The following is an 18478-nucleotide window of genomic DNA, read 5'->3' as shown; positions in this document are numbered from 1 at the left end:
TCTTTTTTAATCGACATATCCATGTTAGTTATTCATAATCTCAATCAGCTTGTTAATCTTTTCGGGTGAAACGCCCATCGTCGTCGCAGCTCGCAACGGCATATTTTGAAACATCTTGGCAGTAGGATCATCGTCATCAGCCAGCTTACTGAAGATGTCTGATAAGCCAGCTTGTTTGACGGCCTCGGCGAACTTATCCTGCTTAATCAAATCACCAATGTAAGTTCTCTGATCCACTTTGATCGGTCGTTCCGGTGTCCAATTCAGCTCAATCATTTTATTCAACCGAATATCAGCACTGCTTGACCCTACCAAAATTTCATACGCACCGTTATCAAGCTGCCAATTAGCCGCTTTGGGATTATACCAACTAAATGCGCGCTGATCTAAATCAAAAGTAACCACTTTTTCCTCACCAGCAGCCAAGGAGACCTTCACAAAATTTGCCAACGTCTTCACCGGTTTCTCAATTCGGCTAGTCCGATTACCAACGTAAATTTGGACAGCCTCGGCACCTGGACGGGAGCCAGTATTTGTAACCCGCAGGCTCCCTGACACGTGATCAGCGCCAACCTTGAGCTGCAAATCGTCATACTTAAAGGTCGTATAACTCAACCCAAAGCCAAACGGGAACTGAACTGGCTGTTTCTTTTTATCATAGTAACGATAACCCATGAACAAGCCTTCACGATAATTTTCTTCATCCGGATCCGCATCAAACGTTAGGTAACTTGGCGTATCTTCCAGCCGTAATGGGAAAGTTTCAGCCAATTTACCCGAGGGATTTACTTTACCGCTTAACACATCCCAAGTGGCCTCACCCACAGCTTCACCAGCTAAATAAGTTTCCAGTGTGGCGGCAACCTTGTCGATCCAAGGCGTTCGGACTGCCGAACCGTTTTGCAGCACCACAATCACCTGATCGTTAACTTGACTCACCGCGTCAATTAACTGATTTTGATTGGTTGGCAGATCAATACTAGTTTTATCAAAGCCTTCCGATTCCATTCGCTCTGGATAGCCGGCAAAAATAATGACCTTGTCAGCGAGTTTAGCAGCCGAAACCGCCTCCGCAACACTTTTAGCATTAATGTCATCAGTCGCCAACGAATAGCCAGCCTTGTAAGTTGTATCTGGCCGGGCACGATTAATGGCTGCCAGTGGAGTGACCAAATGGTGAGCATTGACGTGAGAGCTGCCACTTCCTTGATAGCGGGGATTTTCAGCGAGTTCGCCAATCACCGCCAGCTTTTCACCTTCATTAACTGGTAAAACATGATGTTCGTTTTTCAATAACACAAAACTATCCGTTGCCAGTTTTCGGGCAAATTCATGTTGCTCATTCATGTCATATGAGCCGCTTTGGTCAGCATCATCAGGCTGCCACTTTTCAATCATTTTCAAAACCCGACTGACCGCGCGATCTAAATCCACTTCGGACAGGGAACCATCTTCAACGGCGGCCACAATTTCGTCAACGGACTCGGTGCCCTTGCCAGGCATTTCCAAATCTAAGCCGGCTTTGATAGCAGCCTTATGATCAGCTACTGCACCCCAATCAGACATGACCAGCCCCTTGAATCCCCATTCATCGCGCAAAATTTTCGTTAACAGGCGCTGATTCTGTGAATTGAGGGTGCCGTTGATTTCATTGTATGAACACATGATTGTGGCCGGATCGGCTTGTTTAACGATTTTTTCAAAAGTTGCCAAATATAGTTCCCGCAACGTTCGTTCGTCGATGTTTGAAGATGAGGTAAACCGTTGATCCTCGCGATTATTAGCCGCAAAATGTTTGACGCTGACCCCAACGCCTTCAGCTTGAACTCCCTTAACGTAGGCAGCCGCTAATTCACCCACTAAATAGGGATCTTCAGAAAAATACTCAAAGTTTCTGCCAGCAAGCGGACTACGTTTTAAATTAATCCCCGGTCCCAGCAAAACTCCCAGTTTCTCGGCTTTAGCGGCAATTCCTAAATGTTCGCCAAGTTGGTTAAGGCGTTCACGGTCGAACGAACAGGCTGTCAGCGCTGACGCTGGAAAACAAACCGCTTCAACACTATCGTTAATGTTGGTCTGCTCTGAGGTCCCAACCTGTTTTCGCAAGCCGGATGGTCCGTCAGACATCATCATTGGTTGTAAGCCAAGCCGTTCAATTGTGGCTGTGTACCAGGAATCTTTGCCTGACACGAGAGCAGCCTTTTCTTTTAAAGTTAGTTGATTGATTAAATCGTGATCTAATTTCATGTGATTATCACTTCCGATTTGTTTGTGTTGGTTATATTGGTGACTGGTAAAACGAGTGTGTGTGGGTATCTTTGTCAAAAAAATAAATTATATGGATTAGGGTTGATCTGCATAGCAGAAGTCTGCACATAAGCCCTTCCGTTAAGGTCCTAGGCGATATGGATGAATCGTGCTCCACAAAACAGAAACTTGCACATAAGCCCTTCCGACCCCGATCCCAAGCCCAGGGTTCAGGGTCGGAAGGGCTTATGCTCCAGTTTCTAACCGTTTTGTTCCGCACACTGTCCTAATGGTGAAAAATCAATCTAACTCCCTGCATATCCAAAGCCTTATGGATTGCCATTGAGGCGCCTCCCAGCAAGGTTGCCAAGTTTACATCCTTTGACATAACCAGTGGCGGTACCAGGGGCATGAAAGTCAATTTCATTTGGATATTTTTCAAAACTTCTGGAATTTGTTCGATTAACGGCGAATTGAAGAAGATCATTTGCGGATCATACGCAGCAATCAGATCCGCCGTTACTATCGCCAGGTGGTAGCAGAAATCTTCAATCAACTCTGCAATGTCTGGATCACCATGATTATAATCGTTAATTAGGTCTGCCAATGCATAAGCCTGATTCTTTTTGAGAGCACCGGCTTTCTTGATAATCCGGGTTTGGGACCATTCCGAATCAAAGTTTGGCAACGCCGTTAGTCGTCGTTTCCTTCGGCCGGCATCCTGAATAATAATCCGGCCAATTTCACCGGCTTGACCATAATTTCCCGTATACAGCTGCGTATTCAAGATGATGCCCGCCCCAATTCCTTCGTGGATACTAACCGAAACGATATTTTGCAACTCCTGCTTACTAAAATCCTGTTCGAAAATCGCAGACAGGTTCGCTTCGTTTTCCAAAATGACGGGCACCGAATACTTGTCGCGGAAGAAGCCCACCAGGTCAAAATCATCGTAGTCAATAAACGGTGAAGTAATAATTTCACCATCATAAACCACTCCAAAAATCGCAATTGAGATTGCCAACAGACCGTTGACCGAATCAAATTTGGGCAACTGATTGATTTGTTCTTCCATCATTGCTGAAATTTGAGAAATTGATTGGTTATTAATTGGCTGGATACTGTGTTCAAGCGTCCGCCCGTCCAGCTTGGTTGCCAACATCTCGAGTTGGTGTCCAGAAATGCTGAAATTGATAACGTAACCATATGAAGCATTAAACTCGACAAGTTCAGGCTTTCTGCCGCTTGTTCCGGTAGATTTGTCTTCACCTAGGCTGTTGACCAATTTTCGGTCAATAAAGGTACCGACAATGTCTGAAACCGACATTTTGTTCAAGCCCAACAATTTTGACATGTCATTGCGAGAAATCGGTCCATTATTGATAATCGCTTGAAGAACCGTTCGTTCGTTATGATTTCTCATCACTTCTTTATTAATAATCAATGTTATCCGCTCACTTTTTTGTTATTGGGATAGGACAGCTGCGTAAAGCAGGAACTTACACCTAAGCACCTCAATCAAAAATCCAAAACCGGGATTTCTGATTGAGGAGACTTAGGCTCCAGTTCCTAACCGCTTTACTCCGCTCACTTTTTTAGGACAGCTCCTCCAAACAGGGATCTGCATGTAAGCACCTTATCCAGAAATCCAAGTCCAAGATTCCTCAGGCATCATAGCCAAATGGTGCTCCGCAAAGCAGAAGTCTGCACATAAGCACCACAACTGAAAATTCCAGAACCAGGAATTATCAGTTGTGGAGACTTATGCTCCGACTTCTAACCGCTTTGCTCCACACACTATTTCTCTTCATTCTCCCTCTCATGCTTAGCTGCCAAATCCGTTTGCATCTTCTTTTCGATACTATCAACATGATAGAACATCAAGGCGATTGCGGAAAGGGCAAATCCCAATAATGGTACCCAAATGTAATTCATTTCGATTCCGTGCAATGATGCAGCGGATTGGGTCTTGTTAGCCACATAACCTGTGACTGACAGAATCCAGCCCGTGATGACGCCACCGATTCCCATTCCTAACTTGGCACTGAAACTTGAGAATGAGGTTACAATTCCTTCGGCCCGGACACCGTTCTTCCATTCGCCATAATCCACGGCATCCGCCAGCATAACAGCGATCAAGCCGGAAACATACCCGGTACCAAGGTAGCCGATAATCGTGGCAATAATAATGATCGTCACACTCAAATGAGTCGCCCCAACACTTAACAATAGTTGGCCGGCAACCGCCATAATCATTCCCGCTAACATCGTATTTCGTTTTCCAATCATTTTGGAAGTCAGTGGCGTTAAAACAACTGCTAACAATGAAACAAACTGCAAGCTCAAGACAAACGAAGCCAAGCCGGCATTGTTCATGTTGTATTTGAAGAAGTAAACCGTCACTTGAGAACGGGTCTGCATCCCCATCCAGTAAATAAAGTTGATAAAGATGATGATTGCCCAAGGCCAGTTACGCTTGAGTGCCTTTAGTGATTCCTTGATCGGAATTGATTGACGCGAACTCTTGGTTTGAACCCGTTCTTTAGTGTTCTTAAAGACAACTGCGAAGATCAGGACAACCACGATTCCAACAATTAATGCCCAAATGAACCAACCATGAGCACTAGTCGTGGAGCCCCCGCCAAAGAAGGCAACCATGGTCAAGGTAATTCCAGTAATGATCGCAGCGCCGGCAGTTCCCATAAATTGGCGAATCGTTGATAAGGTTACTCGTTCTTGGGGGTTGCTGGTTAATGATGGCAAAATCGAAGTAATTGGAATGTTAACTGCCGAATAAAGAACATCGACACCAATATAGGTAATATAGGCCCAAACGAGCTTACCGGTTAAACTCAGGTTTGGTGTGGTAAATACCAAAACACAGAAGACCGCAAATGGAATCGAGAACCACAACCAATACGGCCGGCTCTTTCCCCATTTCGTATGGGTATGATCAATCATAATACCCCAGAAAGGACCGTCAAAAGCATCAACTATCCGGGCAACCAGGAATAGGGTCCCCACTGCGGCGGCACTAATTCCAAATGTATCCGTATAGAAAATCATTAAATAGGTTCCAACCATTTGAAATGATAGGTTACAGGCAAAGTCACTTAAGCTATATGAGAATCGTTCATTCCAGGGCACCATATTCTTGAGAGCAGCTGTGGGCTTTGGCTTGGACGTTTCTCCATTGGAAACTGTTTGCTTCATAATGAACACCTCGTCAGTTTTGTTTAACATTAATAAATTCAACTTTCGAATTGAATTCTATTGTAACCGATTACATAAGTCAACAATATTTGGCATGCTTTTTAGCATAGAAGTTATTCCAACGAGATCCCCACTATTGTAGCAACGTCACAAACGTTTTCTGATGAAAGCGTTGACAAATATTTTCGGAACAATTACACTGTTGGTGACGATTAATAAATTCAACTTTCAAATACAAATTCAGAGGTGTCGCTTTATGAAGTTTACTGATGGTTACTGGTTGACTCGACCTCAATACGAGATTCAGTCGCCAAAAGAAGTTTTTGATTATCGAAAAACCGACGATTCATTAACGCTCTACGCACCATTTAATAAGATTAACGATCGCAATGACGAACTGAACCTGGGAATGACAACGATTAAGTTGACCTCCCCCGTTGAGGGTGTGATCGGGGTTAAATTAACCCACTTTGATCAAAACAATCCTGGGCCTTCATTTGAATTGGAAAATGAACATCCCAATGTTGCCATCGAAACCGATGACAAAGAATTATCGTTCAAATCTGGTTCGTTAACCGTAAAAGTACCGTTCAAATCCGATTTCGAACTCGATTTTCTCCATGGTGATAAGGTGATTACCAAGTCGATGGAAAAAGCTGAAGGCGTTATTCATGATAAGGACACCAACAAGCATTACATGCGGGAACAGCTCTCCATGGGCGTCGATGAACTGATTTATGGTCTCGGCGAACGTTTTACTGCCTTGGTTAAAAATGGCCAGTCCGTGGACATTTGGAACCGGGATGGCGGCACCGGTAGCGAACAAGCATACAAGAACGTGCCATTCTATTTAAGCAGTGAGGGCTATGGTATCTTCGTTGACCAGCCGGAAAAAGTGTCGTTTGAAATTGCTTCGGAAAACGTTGACCGCACTCAATTTAGCGTTGAGGGTGAATCCTTGCAGTACTACGTGATTGACGGGCCAACGCCAAAAGATGTCTTGAACAAATACACCCGCTTGACCGGCCAAATTTCATTACCACCTGCCTGGTCATTTGGTCTTTGGTTATCAACCTCATTTACCACCGACTATCGGGAAGAAACCGTTATGAAGTTCATTGATGGCATGCGTGACCGCAAGATTCCATTAGACGTTTTTCATTTCGACTGCTTTTGGCAAAAAGGCTTCGAATGGTGTAACTTCCTCTGGGATCCTGAACAATTCCCCGATCCAGAAGGCTTAATCAAAAAGATCCATGACCGCGGGATTAAGGTCTGTGTTTGGATCAACCCTTACATTGCCCAAAAATCCCCGTTATTTGAAGAAGGCCGTCAAAATGGCTACTTCATCAAGCGTGAAGATGGTAACGTTTGGCAATGGGATCTCTGGCAAGCTGGAAATGGCTTCGTTGACTTCACGAACCCTGCCGCCGTTAAGTGGTACCAAAGCAAGTTAAAGGCCTTACTTGATATGGGCGTTGACTGCTTCAAGACCGACTTTGGTGAACGAATTCCGGTTGAAGACGCCGTATTCTTTGACGGTTCCGATCCGAAACGTGAGCATAATTACTACACTTATCAATATAATGAAGCGGTTTATGACTTGCTCAAACAAGAAAGGGGAGCCGACCAAGCGGTTGTCTTTGCCCGTTCAGCCACTGTTGGCTCGCAAAAGTTCCCAGTTCATTGGGGTGGCGACAACCTTTCCCGTTACAAATCAATGGCCGATTCTCTTCGTGGCGGCCTCTCATTCCTCGTTTCCGGCTTTGGCTTTTGGAGCCATGACATCAGCGGATTCGAAGAACATGCGACGCCAGACTTGTACAAACGGTGGACCCAATTTGGCCTCCTATCGTCTCACTCCCGTTATCACGGCAGTGTTCAGTACAAGGTGCCGTGGTTGTTTGATGAAGAAGCGGTCGAAAATACCCGCAAGTTTGTTGATTTGAAGCTCTCCTTGATGCCTTATCTTTTCGATGAAGCAGTTAATACGCATGAGACTGGCACGCCATTGATGCGGCCTGCTTTCCTGGAATTCACCAAGGATCGCAACACTTACTTCCTTGAGCACGAATATATGCTTGGCAGCAAGTTACTGGTAGCACCAATCTTTAATGCGGAAGGCAATGTTAAGTACTACCTGCCAGCTGGCAAATGGACCAACATTCTCACCGAAAAGACGTATGACATCTCAAAGGGTGGCGAATGGCTCGCTGAACAATATGACAACTTAACTCTGCCATTGTTGGCTCGAGAAAACAGCGTCATCTTGAGAAATCCGGCTGCGGAACACGCCGAGTATGATTACACGGATGCCCCTGATATTAATGTTTACGAAATTTTAGACGGTGCCGAAGCGACAACCAGAGTCGTTGACCAGCATGGCGCCCACGCCGGTTCTGTATCTGTCACTCGCAAAGGTGATCAAGTGACCGTTACGACCAAGGGCTTGAAGGGTAACTCGAAAGTTTTGATTCATATGGATGGTGACGTTAAAGAGTTCGTGATGGCTGGTAAAGAATCAACGTTTAATATCTAATGGTTCTGACCAAAAATCAATCCAGATAATCTTGATTATTACAAAAAGAGCTTCTAGTGGCTGTATGATGCCATTAGAAGCTCCTTTTCGTAATATTGATATCTAACTTGATAAACAATGATTTGAATAAGCTATCAAAAAGTCCTTCCAACCATTTGCTGATCAAGAGAACTTTTTTACTACCAGAACACAGTTTTATGATTCTTGAACGTGCTTCTTACCTTCATGATACCCCTTGATAAATTCGGACAACTCGGTCATTTGATTGTCAGTCACCGTATTCCCGAGCTCAACCAAACTTTCTGGATAATGACGGAAACCACGATTCTGCTCATGATCACGAACTGCTTGTTCGAAGCCCATCTGGTAATCACTTTGAGTTGCAGTAGCCGAACTGTGGTCACGATGAGTCGAACTGTCGGCCCATTGTTGGTAGTCGGCTTTGGCACTATCGTAATTGCCTTGTTCATAATTTTTCTTCACGTAGTCGTGCAATTCGCTTAATTTCTTTAATGCGTCCATGTAGCACCTCTCCTATTTGCAATCGTGATCAAATCCATATCGTACTTTCCTTTTTAATAAAATTAACACCGTTTGTTTATCACGATATAACTAACCGGTAATTTTATGGGGTTAATTATACCCCCCCATTTGAAAATGAAAAGTGCTTTTACGTCTTTATTACAAAAACAGCCGTTATCGCACACACCTCCATGCTACTGAATGCATTTTTTACTCGTTTTGTTTAAGCCTGTTTCGTACCCACTCTTGTATCTCTCTTAAGTCGTCATCTGTCGCCAAATCACTGATAAAATGCTTCGTAATTGAACGTTTATTTAGATATTGCGTCCGTTCACGATTCTTCTTTCGCCATCGTTCGTTGGCTTCCCGTTGCGCTTCTGTGTACCTTTGCTTTGCCATATTTATCACCTTATGATATTATTGTATATGAAAAGTAGCTGCTGGAAACCCCTCCAACAGCTACAAACGTGAATTAGAATGATGAGGTTGGCTAACCGTTTTTAATGGTTAGCTTTTTTTATATTCCTATACGCAATTGATAGACACACGACCCCACGACAAACGATATAAAACGTCTGGCGCAAGTTATTGCGAGCGTATAAGATACCTCCGACCCACTCACTTCGACATGGCAACCACCTCCGTGAATTAGAATAATTGAGGGGTGTAGACCATTCGAAATTCACTAGGCTAGCAAGCCAAGTAATGAACTGAACTTACTAACTTGATTACATCATATACTCATATGAGTATTAATACAACTACCACCCAAAGCAACTGCTTACAAAAAATAGCACCCCATCGCCCTCTGAGTGATGTGGCACTATCTAACAATACTTCCTGAAAGGTATTAGACCAATCATTGACCATAACTTCTGGTCGGTATAACATTTCGTTTCGTTCTTCTGTTGAGTGGTACTGACAAGCTACACGGATCTAAGCTCGATGACTTAGCGCCTACACATTTCTGTATATCTTTCACTTGCCTAACAGGTGATTAGTCTACTCACCTTCCACCATTATTATACTTCGAGTTGGCAATGGCTTTCAATTGATTTGCCTACCAAATTATTTAACGTTAACTCCAAGCAATCCAATAAGCGAAGCGGCTTGGAACTGATTAATCGTCAGTCCCTTTAAATCATCTGGGTTAACCTCCAGATAGCCAAACTCACTCTGGGAAAGATCGACCCCTTTGAGCTTAGTGTTGACAAAGCTGGCCCCCTCAAAATTGCAGCGGCTGGTTTTGAGACCACCGACTAGTTTAAGGTATCTAAAGTAGACTTCTTTGAAGCTGGAATCGGTAAAAGTGCAATGATTCAACTTCGAACCGCTAAAATTAGCGTAATCAGCCCTGGAATCATTAATGGTACAATTCTTCCAATTATTCTCCTGAAACTCGACCCCAATCAACTGACAGCTTTCAAATTGATCCCGATAGAAGGTACTCCCCTCAAATCGGTCATTGGCAAACGAACTATTGTTAAAGGTACAATCGAGCCATTCACTGCCGCCAAAGTTATCCTGCTCAAATTGGCACTGCTTAAAAGTGACATCAGACACCCGGATTTCCTGCATTGAAGTTGCAAATCGACAATTCTCGTAAGTATTACCAGGCTCAATGTCTTCAAATGCCAGTTTTTTCCCAATGATTGTCATTTTGACCTCCAACTACAAAATCGGTGACAGTAAGCGGCTAAACGTTTGTTTAAACTTAAGCCATAGCGATTGTTGCTTAAACCGTTCAGGCGTTTGCAAGCTACTTTCGTCCATGTCATTCAAGAAAATGTCGCGCATTTCTGTCGAGAATTTTTGATCATAAATAAACGAGTTGATTTCAAAGTTCAACTTGAAGCTGCGGTAGTCCAAGTTGGCTGATCCCACCGAAGAAATCTCGTCATCAATCACCATTGTCTTCGAATGGATGAAGCCGTTGTTATAGAAGTATATTTTAACCCCTTCTTCAGCCAGTTGGTGGGCATAGTACTGGGTGGCACGGTAGACAAACGGATGGTCCGGCATGCTGGGAACCATAATCCGAACATCAACGCCGGACATGGCAGCAATCCGCAACGCATCCAACACACTATCATCTGGGATTAAATACGGCGACTGAATCCAGCAATAATCTTTTGCCATCGTGATCAGCTTAATATAGCCCATCTTAATCTGCTGCAAGTCAGAATCCGGCCCACTGGAAACGATTTGCATGTTAACATTACCTTTAGTGGTCGTAACTGGGAAGTATTTCGCTTCAACTTCCTCTTCATCAATTTGATCCCGGGGACTGGTTGCGTTCCAATCAAGAATGAAGCGCGCCTGCAGACCAAAGACGCCGGACCCAATAATGCGGATGTGTGTATCACGCCAATTGCCGAACTTTTTCTTGCGGCCGAGGTATTGGTCGCCAATGTTGAAGCCACCGGTATAGCCGATGATCCCGTCAACCACGATGATCTTTCTGTGATCACGAAAGTTAATCCGGAAATCCAAGACAACTGAGCGGGTGTTCAAGAATGGAAAGGCGTGGCCGCCCGCATCAATTAATGGCTTGAAAAATTTGCGGGTTGTTCCCATTGACCCCCAAGAATCGTAGATGACCCGGACTTCAACGCCCTGCTTGGCTTTTTGGACTAAAAGACCAAGAATTTCATTGCCAATTTTATCGTTATAAAACGTGTAAAACTCAATGTGAATGCTCTTTTTGGCGCCCTCAATGTCTTCAATCACGCGGTGAAAAAGGTCATTGCCATTCGTAAAAATATGGACTTTGTTTTGCCGCGACAAGAAGGCAGCATCTGTCGTCATGAACATATCAACGGCTGTCCGAGACCGCTTAACGACTTCATCGGCAGGTGTCTTGGCATTGTGACCCAATTGCTTCCGCTGTTCATTCAGCCGTTCGTCCAGCTGCATTTGCACGTGCTTATGTAATTTGAATAACCGATTTTTAGGTAGCTTTCTGCCAAGAAAGGCGTAGGCAATGAAACCAACTAGCGGCAAAAACACCAGCACCAGCAACCACGCCCAGATAGCAGCAATGTCTCGCTTCTCCCTAAAGACGGTAAAAATAGCAAAAATTGCGTTGACCACAACAATGATGTTGAAGATCAATGACCAATCAATATTCATATTTTCCTCCTGACGGCCATTTTTGGTCTAAAATAAGATTACAACTGTTAGTATACTAGAAAGAAGCCAACATTTATGAATATATTTAATTTTTTTGTTGTAGGAATTCACGGCTTCCACTCCGTGTATTTTCTCCATTTAATTTTTAGAGAACAACCGCTGATCGGTTTTGGGATTATTTTTGCCTTGATTCTGTATTTGATTTATCGCCGAATGAATCGGTAGAATGCACCACAAAGCAATGCATATCAGATTTTCATATGAGAATAGTAATGCCAAGCCAACCTTGTTGAAGAAGCAGGTTGGCTTTTTTAATTCCGCAAAATGGATTGGGTCATATTGGCGAATCGTGCTCCGCAAAGCAGAAGTCTGCACATAAGTCCCGCCCAGCATAAATCCCCAAAGCCCGGATTACCGAGGCTACATGGCCGAATGGTGCTCCGCAAAGCAGAAGTCTGCACACAAGCCCCTCCCAGCATAAATCCCCAAAACCGGGATTACCGGGTTAGGCTACATTGCCGAATGGTGCTCCGCAAAGCAATAACCTGCGCATAAGCACCACCAGTGAAAATTCCAGAATCGGGAATTAGGTCTACATGGCCGAATGGTGCTCCGCAAAGCAGAAGTCTGCACACAAGCCCCTCCCAGCATAAATCCCCAAAACCGGGATTTACGCTGGGAGGGGCTTGTGCTCCAACTTCTAACCGCTTTGCTACGCACACTCTTTTCACTTGCATTACCCGTCTCAACGACCTATTATAGATAAGTCGCTTCGACATATTAACAAATGGAGGTTTCACTTTGTACGAACTCTTAATTCTTGGCATGCTGACCTCACGCGACATGTCAGGCTATAAACTACGGGGGATTTTAGAAAGCAGTCTGGTTCCCCGCCGGGAAATTTCCAATGGCGTGATGTACCCACTGCTTCAGAAATTAGCAGCGCATGGTTACATCGAATTTAAAGTCATTGAAAAGAATCACCGCAATAAAAAGTTGGCCCATCTTACCGAACTCGGCGCCAAACGGTTTACCGAACTCATGGCGGAACCCGTCGCCCAAGACGCCAAACGCGAATCAATTTTTCGCTTCAAGTTTCGGGGAATGGCTGGCGTTGATCCAGCTACTCAGTTGCAGATTTTTAATGAGTACGCGAACTCAGTTCAAGCTGATTTGCAGGCCTATCAAGCCGTCCATGATCATTTACAAACTCTAATGGACAACGATCCAGACAACCGCGATCATCTCCGCTGGGCAATCCGCTCACTTAATTTAAGTATTTCAATCTGCCAGGCAAAGCAACGTTGGGTTGAAAAATGTCGCCAAGAAATCAATCAGAACAGAGGAAAAACAAATGAAGAAGCAAACTAAAACACAGCAATGGATCGCCCTCACCGCAATGGGGCTCGGCGTTTTCATGGGACTACTTGATGTCACTGTCGTCAACGTGGCCTTACCCACAATGGTCCGCGGGTTTAAAACCACCTTTACGGATTTACAATGGGTGCTAAACGCCTACACCTTGATTTATGCCGTCACGTTAATGATCATGTCCAAATTAGGCGACATGTACGGTCGTAAAAAGATTTTCTTAGGATCACTCATTTTATTTGTGGTAGCTTCCGCAATCAATGGAATGGCGCCTAATTTATTAATCCTCGACATTGGCCGTGGGGTTCAAGCAATTGGCGGTGCGGGCATGACCTCCCTGTCAATGGCACTGGTTGCCTCCAACTTTGATGGCAAAGATCGTGGGTTGGCCCTTGGAATTCTCGGCTCCATTATCGGGGCATCTGCGGCTTCGGGACCGTTAATTGGTGGTTATTTGGTTGAGCATTTTGGCTGGCCATCAATTTTCTACGTCAACGTTCCGTTTGGCATCATTGCCGTGATTTTGACCTTGATTTATGTGCGGGAAACGCCAAGTTATGGGAAGAACCACAAAATTGACTTGGCTGGGATGATCACTTCAGCGATTGGTTTGTTTGCCGTGATCTATGACTTAATTGTTAAAGAAAGTCATCCCCACTGGTCATGGCTCGATGCCCGGGTTAGTGGCTTGCTTGTCGGCGGGGTCTTAGTCATGATCGTGTTTGTCTTCATTGAAGCCAAGGTGGGCGATCCAATGATTGATATCAAGATGTTTAAACGCCCCCATTTCTTAGGAACCATCATCATTGCTTTCGCATTAGGTGCCGGGATCTACGCCTACAACGCCTTTTTAACCGCTTTGATGCAAAACTACATCGGCTACTCAGCCGTCCAAACTGGAGTCCGCCAGTTGACCATTAGTGGTTGGTCGCTGGTACTGGGCCCGGTTGCCGGCATTCTCAGTTCCCGCTTCTCGAAAAAGTGGATGATTGTTGGCAGTATGGTCATCGGCGGGATCGGCTTCTTCGCCATGGCTTACGCAATCAGTCCAACAGTTAGTTTCGTTGAATTGTGGCCAGGAATGGTACTGATGGGGATTACCAACGGAATGGTCAACCCACTGCTGAACACAGCCGGCATGGAAGGCGCCCTTCCCCAAGAAATGGGCATGGTCTCCGGCCTGCTCAACGTCTTCCGTCAGTTCGGAACAACCGTCGGCGTGGTTGGCTTGGGATTGATCCAAGATGCCCAATATGAAACTCATTTAAATAATCACCTGCACCTCATTCAGATGCCGGCTAAAGTCGTCAACGGGATCAAGGATGCATTAGTCAACGCGGGGCCATTTTCCGGTCACACGATCGCGTTCTCAACCCGCATGCAGCAAATGCCATTTGCCTCAACGCTTCAAAAAATCGTCATTGCTGCCTACGATAACGGCATGGCTGCGGTAGCCATTTCTTCGGGGGTTCTTGTGCTTTTAGGGGCATTAGGGGCGGCAATTTTGATGAGAAACCGGATTGCGAGCCAGGATATTGAGCTAAAACAGGATAAATAATTGAGAGATACTTAATGAGAGTCAAACTCCGTACGGATTTGGCTCTCATTTTCGAACTGGGTTACAGCAACCTCGCGAATTTCAGCCGCCAATTTAAGCGTTGGACTGAGATGTCCCCCTCACGCATTTAGAAAAAAAGCTCAAGTTTCAATTCGAACACACTAGTTCTTAGGTCATATAAGGATAAATCCATATCATATTTCACCCTTATTCATACAAGTTTATGTATATCTATTAATTCATCATTAACAAAATCCACCAATTCGGTACTTTCAAAAAATACCAAATTGGTGGATTTGTGTATCCCAAGAATTTATTGTCTTAATGAGTTCATTATTAATAATATAAGCCCACTGTATACCACATCAGAAATGTTAATGCCAGCGAGATAACGATCAGCATCACATAGATCCAAAGCGTCCACATGTTTCGAATGGGTAGCTATAAAGTAGTTTTGCCAGCCACGTAACCGTATCGATAGCAAACAACAATATTAGGATGCACTATTTGAGAACAGACTCATTATTAGTGAAACTAAATCTCTTTGTTTGAAAACAGCCATACTCCAACCAGCATGAACAAAATGATGTACATCATATTTCCAACAAGTAGCTGATCCAAATTTAATCCGGTTACCCTTTGCATCGAGGGCTGCGCAATTTGTTCCGAATAATTCAATAAATTGATTGGGTTCCATTTTAAAAGTGGCCAACGCTGAATTAACTGAGCTGTCACCTTACCAACGATGTTTACCGCAAAATAACCCAAAACACCAACAGTTATTGCCAAGGTACTCTTTTTCAAAATGGCTGATATCAGAAGAACCACACTCAACACCAACCACGTGGTCAAGAAATTACTAAAGATCGTTTCTAGCCAATATTCCCACAGGTGCGTTTTTTGATCACTTATCAAGCTCGTCAAAGAATAGTCATTTCTAAAAAAGATGAATTGATTTAAATATGTAAGTCCAGAAAACCAAATGTACAAGAATACAGAATATGTCAACAAAAGCAGCCATTTTGCCAGCAATATTTTGGGCCGAGAATGTATTTGGCAAACGATGTTTTTCATCGTATTGTACTCAAACTCTGAGGAGATGAGCGATGCTGCCGACCCAATTAATAGTAATGCTACAAAAGAATCGGCCGCATAGTTAGAGACAAACAATTCTTTAGGGATGAAGTGTTGAGGATAGAGCTTACTGATAACCGCGAGAAAAACATTAATAGCCATAATACCCAAAGTACAAGCCCAGGTACTCCGTCTTCGGGTTAATTTATATAGTTCCTGCTTGAACAAAATAATCATGATATTCTCCTTTCTAGCCTTTCAGTAAATCTAAAACTACTTTTTCAAGGTCACTGTCTTGATGAACAATATCCTGAATCAGAATATTCTGTTCGGTTAATTGTTTAATAGCTTCCTCAATCCCTCTCCCATCTTCCAACACAATGCTAATTCGCTCACCTGGTTCTAAATGATACCCATTTTCTTGTAAAATCTTTTTTGCTTTAGGATCATCATCGGTTCTTAATGCAATGCGTTTTAAGCTCTTAGAGAGAAGCGCCTGCATTGTAGTATTTCTAATAACCCGCCCCTTATCAAGAAGGACAACATCATTTGCCAACTTTTGCAATTCAGACAAAATATGACTTGAAATTAAAAAGGTTGTCCCAGATTGCGCCCTAGACAAGATTAACTTCCTCAAGTCATAAGTTGACTGAGGATCAAGTCCGTTCATCGGTTCATCTAAAATGACTAGATCTGGCTGGTTAACCAAAGCCATCGCAATGCCAAGCTTTTGTTTCATCCCTAGCGAATATTTTTTGGCGCGCTTGTTAATATAGCCGTCCATTTTAAACTCGGAAACCAAGTCATTAATTTCTGCCTTATTCTTTTCATTGGCAAGCATATTCAAATGTTGCTTACCAGTTAAATAAGGATAAATTCCTGGGTACTCAATTAAAGCACCGACAGAATCAACACCCGTAGCGTGATTAAAGTGGACAGTTTTCCCATTTATCTCAACTTCACCATTACTCTTAACGAGTCCTAAAATTGACTTCATAATTGTTGTTTTTCCAGCACCATTGGTGCCAATCAAGCCAACAATCCGACCTTTTTTACAACTAAAAGTCACGTTAAAAAGAACCTGGTTACTTTTAAAACTCTTATTAAGATTATTGACAAATAATACTGATTTCAAGTTAATCGTCTCCTTTTATCACCCCAGTCTTTTACCACCCCCAAATCATCTTCATCAATAATACAAGCCCACCGTAAATCCAATCAGAAACGCCAATCCTAATAAAGCGATGATCGGCATAACGTGGATCGCAAACTGAAAAATCACTTTAATAATATCGCTTCACTCCTATAGTGGCCCATTATCGACATTACGCGGCATCCCTAATTTTTCGAATGACGATATAGAGTGCGCCGACCGTTAAAACAATACCGTACTTGAGTAAAAAGAAGATGTGCCACAGATACGTTTTGGGAAATAAAAGATCACAAAAAACGACGGCCCCAAACATCCAGTAATAACTTGCGTACCTAATGACTTTAATCCGTTCGTCAGCACGCCAGAGATAGATCCATTCATAAAAATAAAAGATACAGGCCGCAAAGAAAAACACGAGGCAAGACCCAATAACCTGATTATATTGAGCAACGGATTGTTCTGCCCATACGCGTAAGGGCTCAAACCAAGATTCACTGATCATCTTCATCATTTCCTTTCAAGTACGTAAAAATATCAGTTACGTTAACATCAAAAAAATTTGCGATCCGAAAAGCCAGCAACATCGATGGAATATAATGCCCTTTTTCCATCACAAAGATGGTTTGCTTCGTGACCCCGACTTTGTCAGCCAGTTCTTTTTGAGATAGTCTTGCCAGCACTCGATATTCATAGACCTTATTTGAGATTGAATCACCAAAATTTTTCTTCATAATCATCACCTTTGACCCAGAGTATAAATTATTCATTCAATAAAGTAAAGTCAACTTATACAAAATATACATTAATTTTACAATTCGACAAGCGCTTACATTTCCTCTAAAATTAAATTATTAAATAAGTTATTGGAGGATTATCATGACTGCAACTGAAAAAATGCTTAGTGGCAAAATCTACGATACTGGCGATCCCAAACTGGCCGGCGAACGGGTAGCTGCTCATCGGCTCTGCCAACGATATAACAATTTGGACGAAGAAGAAGTTGATCAGCGCAACGCCATTTTAGATGAGCTGTTGCCCAACCACCAAGAAGGAACCTTCATTCAGGGACCCATGTTTTTTGATTACGGGAAATACACTGAGACCGGCAAAAACTTTTACGCCAACTTTAATTTTACCGTTCTAGATTCCGGCCCAATTAAAATTGGGGATGATGTTCTGATCGGCCCTAACGTAACGTTGGTGACTCCCGTTCACCCTTTGCGTTTCCAAGAACGGAATATGAAAACCAAGCCGGATGGTAGTCAATATGACGACGAATATGCCAAGCCAATTACGATCGGCAGCAACTGCTGGTTAGCCAGCAACGTAACGGTCATTGGCGGCGTTACAATTGGCGACGGTTGTGTCATTGGCGCCGGCAGTGTGGTCACCCGGGATATTCCGGCAAATTCGTTAGCAGTCGGCAATCCTTGTAAGGTTGTCCGCAAGATTACGGACAAAGACGATATTCGTTTACAAGAGGATCTATGGTAAATCGAATGCGTCTGAAGATGTGCCCCCTTCCAATAATCTCGTTTTAATTTCCAAAAACGAGTTTGAAACGACAGGCGATTTGATCTCAGAATTTAAGCCAAAAAAGTAATGCATTCACTTCTGAACTGAACCCCTTGAATTGGAGAAATCTAATTCAAGGGGTTTTATTATGTTT

At 43.5% G+C, this 18478-nt stretch carries 15 protein-coding genes; 4 read left to right on the top strand and 11 right to left on the bottom strand.

Annotated elements, in window-relative coordinates; translation table 11 throughout:
- Positions 1-24 precede the first annotated feature (24 nt).
- The 3 genes from FD12_RS07855 to FD12_RS07845 all read right to left on the bottom strand — a co-directional run bounded on the left by FD12_RS07855 (position 25) and on the right by FD12_RS07845 (position 5460).
- Positions 25-2247, bottom strand: coding sequence for a glycoside hydrolase family 3 C-terminal domain-containing protein (locus FD12_RS07855; RefSeq protein ID WP_056982500.1), 2223 nt, complete (start codon positions 2245-2247; stop codon positions 25-27).
- Between the two features lie 286 nt (positions 2248-2533).
- The gene (locus FD12_RS07850; protein WP_054748215.1) at positions 2534-3691 is read right to left on the bottom strand and encodes an ROK family transcriptional regulator; all 1158 of its coding nucleotides are present in this window, start codon (positions 3689-3691) and stop codon (positions 2534-2536) included.
- A gap of 353 nt (positions 3692-4044) precedes the next feature.
- Entirely contained in the window at positions 4045-5460 is a 1416-nt protein-coding gene (locus FD12_RS07845) for an MFS transporter (RefSeq protein ID WP_054748213.1), read from the bottom strand.
- Between the two features lie 256 nt (positions 5461-5716).
- Here FD12_RS07845 and yicI point away from each other — a divergent pair, with 256 nt between their 5' ends.
- The gene (yicI, locus tag FD12_RS07840; protein WP_056982498.1) at positions 5717-7999 is read left to right on the top strand and encodes an alpha-xylosidase; all 2283 of its coding nucleotides are present in this window, start codon (positions 5717-5719) and stop codon (positions 7997-7999) included.
- Between the two features lie 195 nt (positions 8000-8194).
- Here yicI and FD12_RS07835 read toward each other — a convergent pair whose 3' ends face one another.
- The 4 genes from FD12_RS07835 to cls all read right to left on the bottom strand — a co-directional run bounded on the left by FD12_RS07835 (position 8195) and on the right by cls (position 11653).
- Positions 8195-8521, bottom strand: a complete 327-nt coding sequence (locus FD12_RS07835; protein ID WP_054748211.1) for a hypothetical protein — start codon at positions 8519-8521, stop codon at positions 8195-8197.
- 210 nt (positions 8522-8731) lie between these two features.
- On the bottom strand, positions 8732-8920 hold the full coding sequence (locus FD12_RS07830; RefSeq protein ID WP_054748209.1) for a hypothetical protein: 189 nt from the start codon (positions 8918-8920) through the stop codon (positions 8732-8734).
- Positions 8921-9589: 669 nt separating this feature from the next.
- Entirely contained in the window at positions 9590-10180 is a 591-nt protein-coding gene (locus FD12_RS07825; RefSeq protein WP_056982496.1) for a pentapeptide repeat-containing protein, read from the bottom strand.
- Positions 10181-10192: 12 nt separating this feature from the next.
- A complete protein-coding gene (gene cls, locus FD12_RS07820) occupies positions 10193-11653 on the bottom strand; it encodes a cardiolipin synthase (RefSeq protein ID WP_054748205.1) in 1461 nt (486 codons plus the stop codon).
- A gap of 801 nt (positions 11654-12454) precedes the next feature.
- Here cls and FD12_RS07815 point away from each other — a divergent pair.
- Together FD12_RS07815 and FD12_RS07810 are read left to right on the top strand one after the other, a co-directional pair.
- Positions 12455-13024 (top strand): PadR family transcriptional regulator, encoded by a 570-nt coding sequence (locus FD12_RS07815; protein WP_054748202.1) that lies wholly within the window; start codon positions 12455-12457, stop codon positions 13022-13024.
- On the top strand, positions 13008-14582 hold the full coding sequence (locus tag FD12_RS07810) for an MFS transporter (RefSeq protein WP_056982494.1): 1575 nt from the start codon (positions 13008-13010) through the stop codon (positions 14580-14582). The genes FD12_RS07815 and FD12_RS07810 overlap by 17 nt, the downstream gene beginning before the upstream one ends.
- A gap of 534 nt (positions 14583-15116) precedes the next feature.
- On the opposite strand, the gene FD12_RS07805 is transcribed toward FD12_RS07810, so the two are convergent.
- From FD12_RS07805 to FD12_RS07790, 4 genes are all read right to left on the bottom strand, one after another.
- On the bottom strand, positions 15117-15893 hold the full coding sequence (locus FD12_RS07805; protein ID WP_056982492.1) for an ABC transporter permease: 777 nt from the start codon (positions 15891-15893) through the stop codon (positions 15117-15119).
- A gap of 13 nt (positions 15894-15906) precedes the next feature.
- Positions 15907-16791, bottom strand: coding sequence for an ABC transporter ATP-binding protein (locus tag FD12_RS07800; RefSeq protein WP_056982490.1), 885 nt, complete (start codon positions 16789-16791; stop codon positions 15907-15909).
- Between the two features lie 190 nt (positions 16792-16981).
- On the bottom strand, positions 16982-17311 hold the full coding sequence (locus FD12_RS07795) for a hypothetical protein (RefSeq protein ID WP_056982488.1): 330 nt from the start codon (positions 17309-17311) through the stop codon (positions 16982-16984).
- Positions 17301-17540: a helix-turn-helix transcriptional regulator gene (locus FD12_RS07790; protein WP_056982486.1), complete on the bottom strand. Its 240-nt coding sequence runs from the start codon at positions 17538-17540 to the stop codon at positions 17301-17303. The genes FD12_RS07795 and FD12_RS07790 overlap by 11 nt, the downstream gene beginning before the upstream one ends.
- Positions 17541-17685: 145 nt before the next feature.
- Here FD12_RS07790 and FD12_RS07785 point away from each other — a divergent pair, with 145 nt between their 5' ends.
- Entirely contained in the window at positions 17686-18303 is a 618-nt protein-coding gene (locus FD12_RS07785) for a sugar O-acetyltransferase (RefSeq protein ID WP_056982484.1), read from the top strand.
- Positions 18304-18478 lie beyond the last annotated feature (175 nt).

The sequence above is a fragment of the Lentilactobacillus rapi DSM 19907 = JCM 15042 genome (genome assembly GCF_001436255.1).
Taxonomy (GTDB): domain Bacteria; phylum Bacillota; class Bacilli; order Lactobacillales; family Lactobacillaceae; genus Lentilactobacillus; species Lentilactobacillus rapi.
The sequence above is the reverse complement of the archived record's forward strand: the minus strand, read 5'-3'. Positions and strand labels throughout refer to the sequence as shown.

Bases quoted from the DNA above. Each gene is read 5' to 3' on its own strand.
- FD12_RS07790 (WP_056982486.1), bottom strand. From the start codon at position 17,540: ATGAAGAAAAATTTTGGTGATTCAATCTCAAATAAGGTCTATGAATAT.
- FD12_RS07810 (WP_056982494.1), top strand. From the start codon at position 13,008: ATGAAGAAGCAAACTAAAACACAGCAATGGATCGCCCTCACCGCAATG.
- FD12_RS07785 (WP_056982484.1), top strand. From the start codon at position 17,686: ATGACTGCAACTGAAAAAATGCTTAGTGGCAAAATCTACGATACTGGC.
- FD12_RS07795 (WP_056982488.1), bottom strand. From the start codon at position 17,311: ATGATCAGTGAATCTTGGTTTGAGCCCTTACGCGTATGGGCAGAACAA.
- FD12_RS07825 (WP_056982496.1), bottom strand. From the start codon at position 10,180: ATGACAATCATTGGGAAAAAACTGGCATTTGAAGACATTGAGCCTGGT.
- yicI (WP_056982498.1), top strand. From the start codon at position 5,717: ATGAAGTTTACTGATGGTTACTGGTTGACTCGACCTCAATACGAGATT.
- FD12_RS07805 (WP_056982492.1), bottom strand. From the start codon at position 15,893: ATGATTATTTTGTTCAAGCAGGAACTATATAAATTAACCCGAAGACGG.
- FD12_RS07830 (WP_054748209.1), bottom strand. From the start codon at position 8,920: ATGGCAAAGCAAAGGTACACAGAAGCGCAACGGGAAGCCAACGAACGA.
- FD12_RS07855 (WP_056982500.1), bottom strand. From the start codon at position 2,247: ATGAAATTAGATCACGATTTAATCAATCAACTAACTTTAAAAGAAAAG.
- FD12_RS07845 (WP_054748213.1), bottom strand. From the start codon at position 5,460: ATGAAGCAAACAGTTTCCAATGGAGAAACGTCCAAGCCAAAGCCCACA.
- FD12_RS07835 (WP_054748211.1), bottom strand. From the start codon at position 8,521: ATGGACGCATTAAAGAAATTAAGCGAATTGCACGACTACGTGAAGAAA.
- cls (WP_054748205.1), bottom strand. From the start codon at position 11,653: ATGAATATTGATTGGTCATTGATCTTCAACATCATTGTTGTGGTCAAC.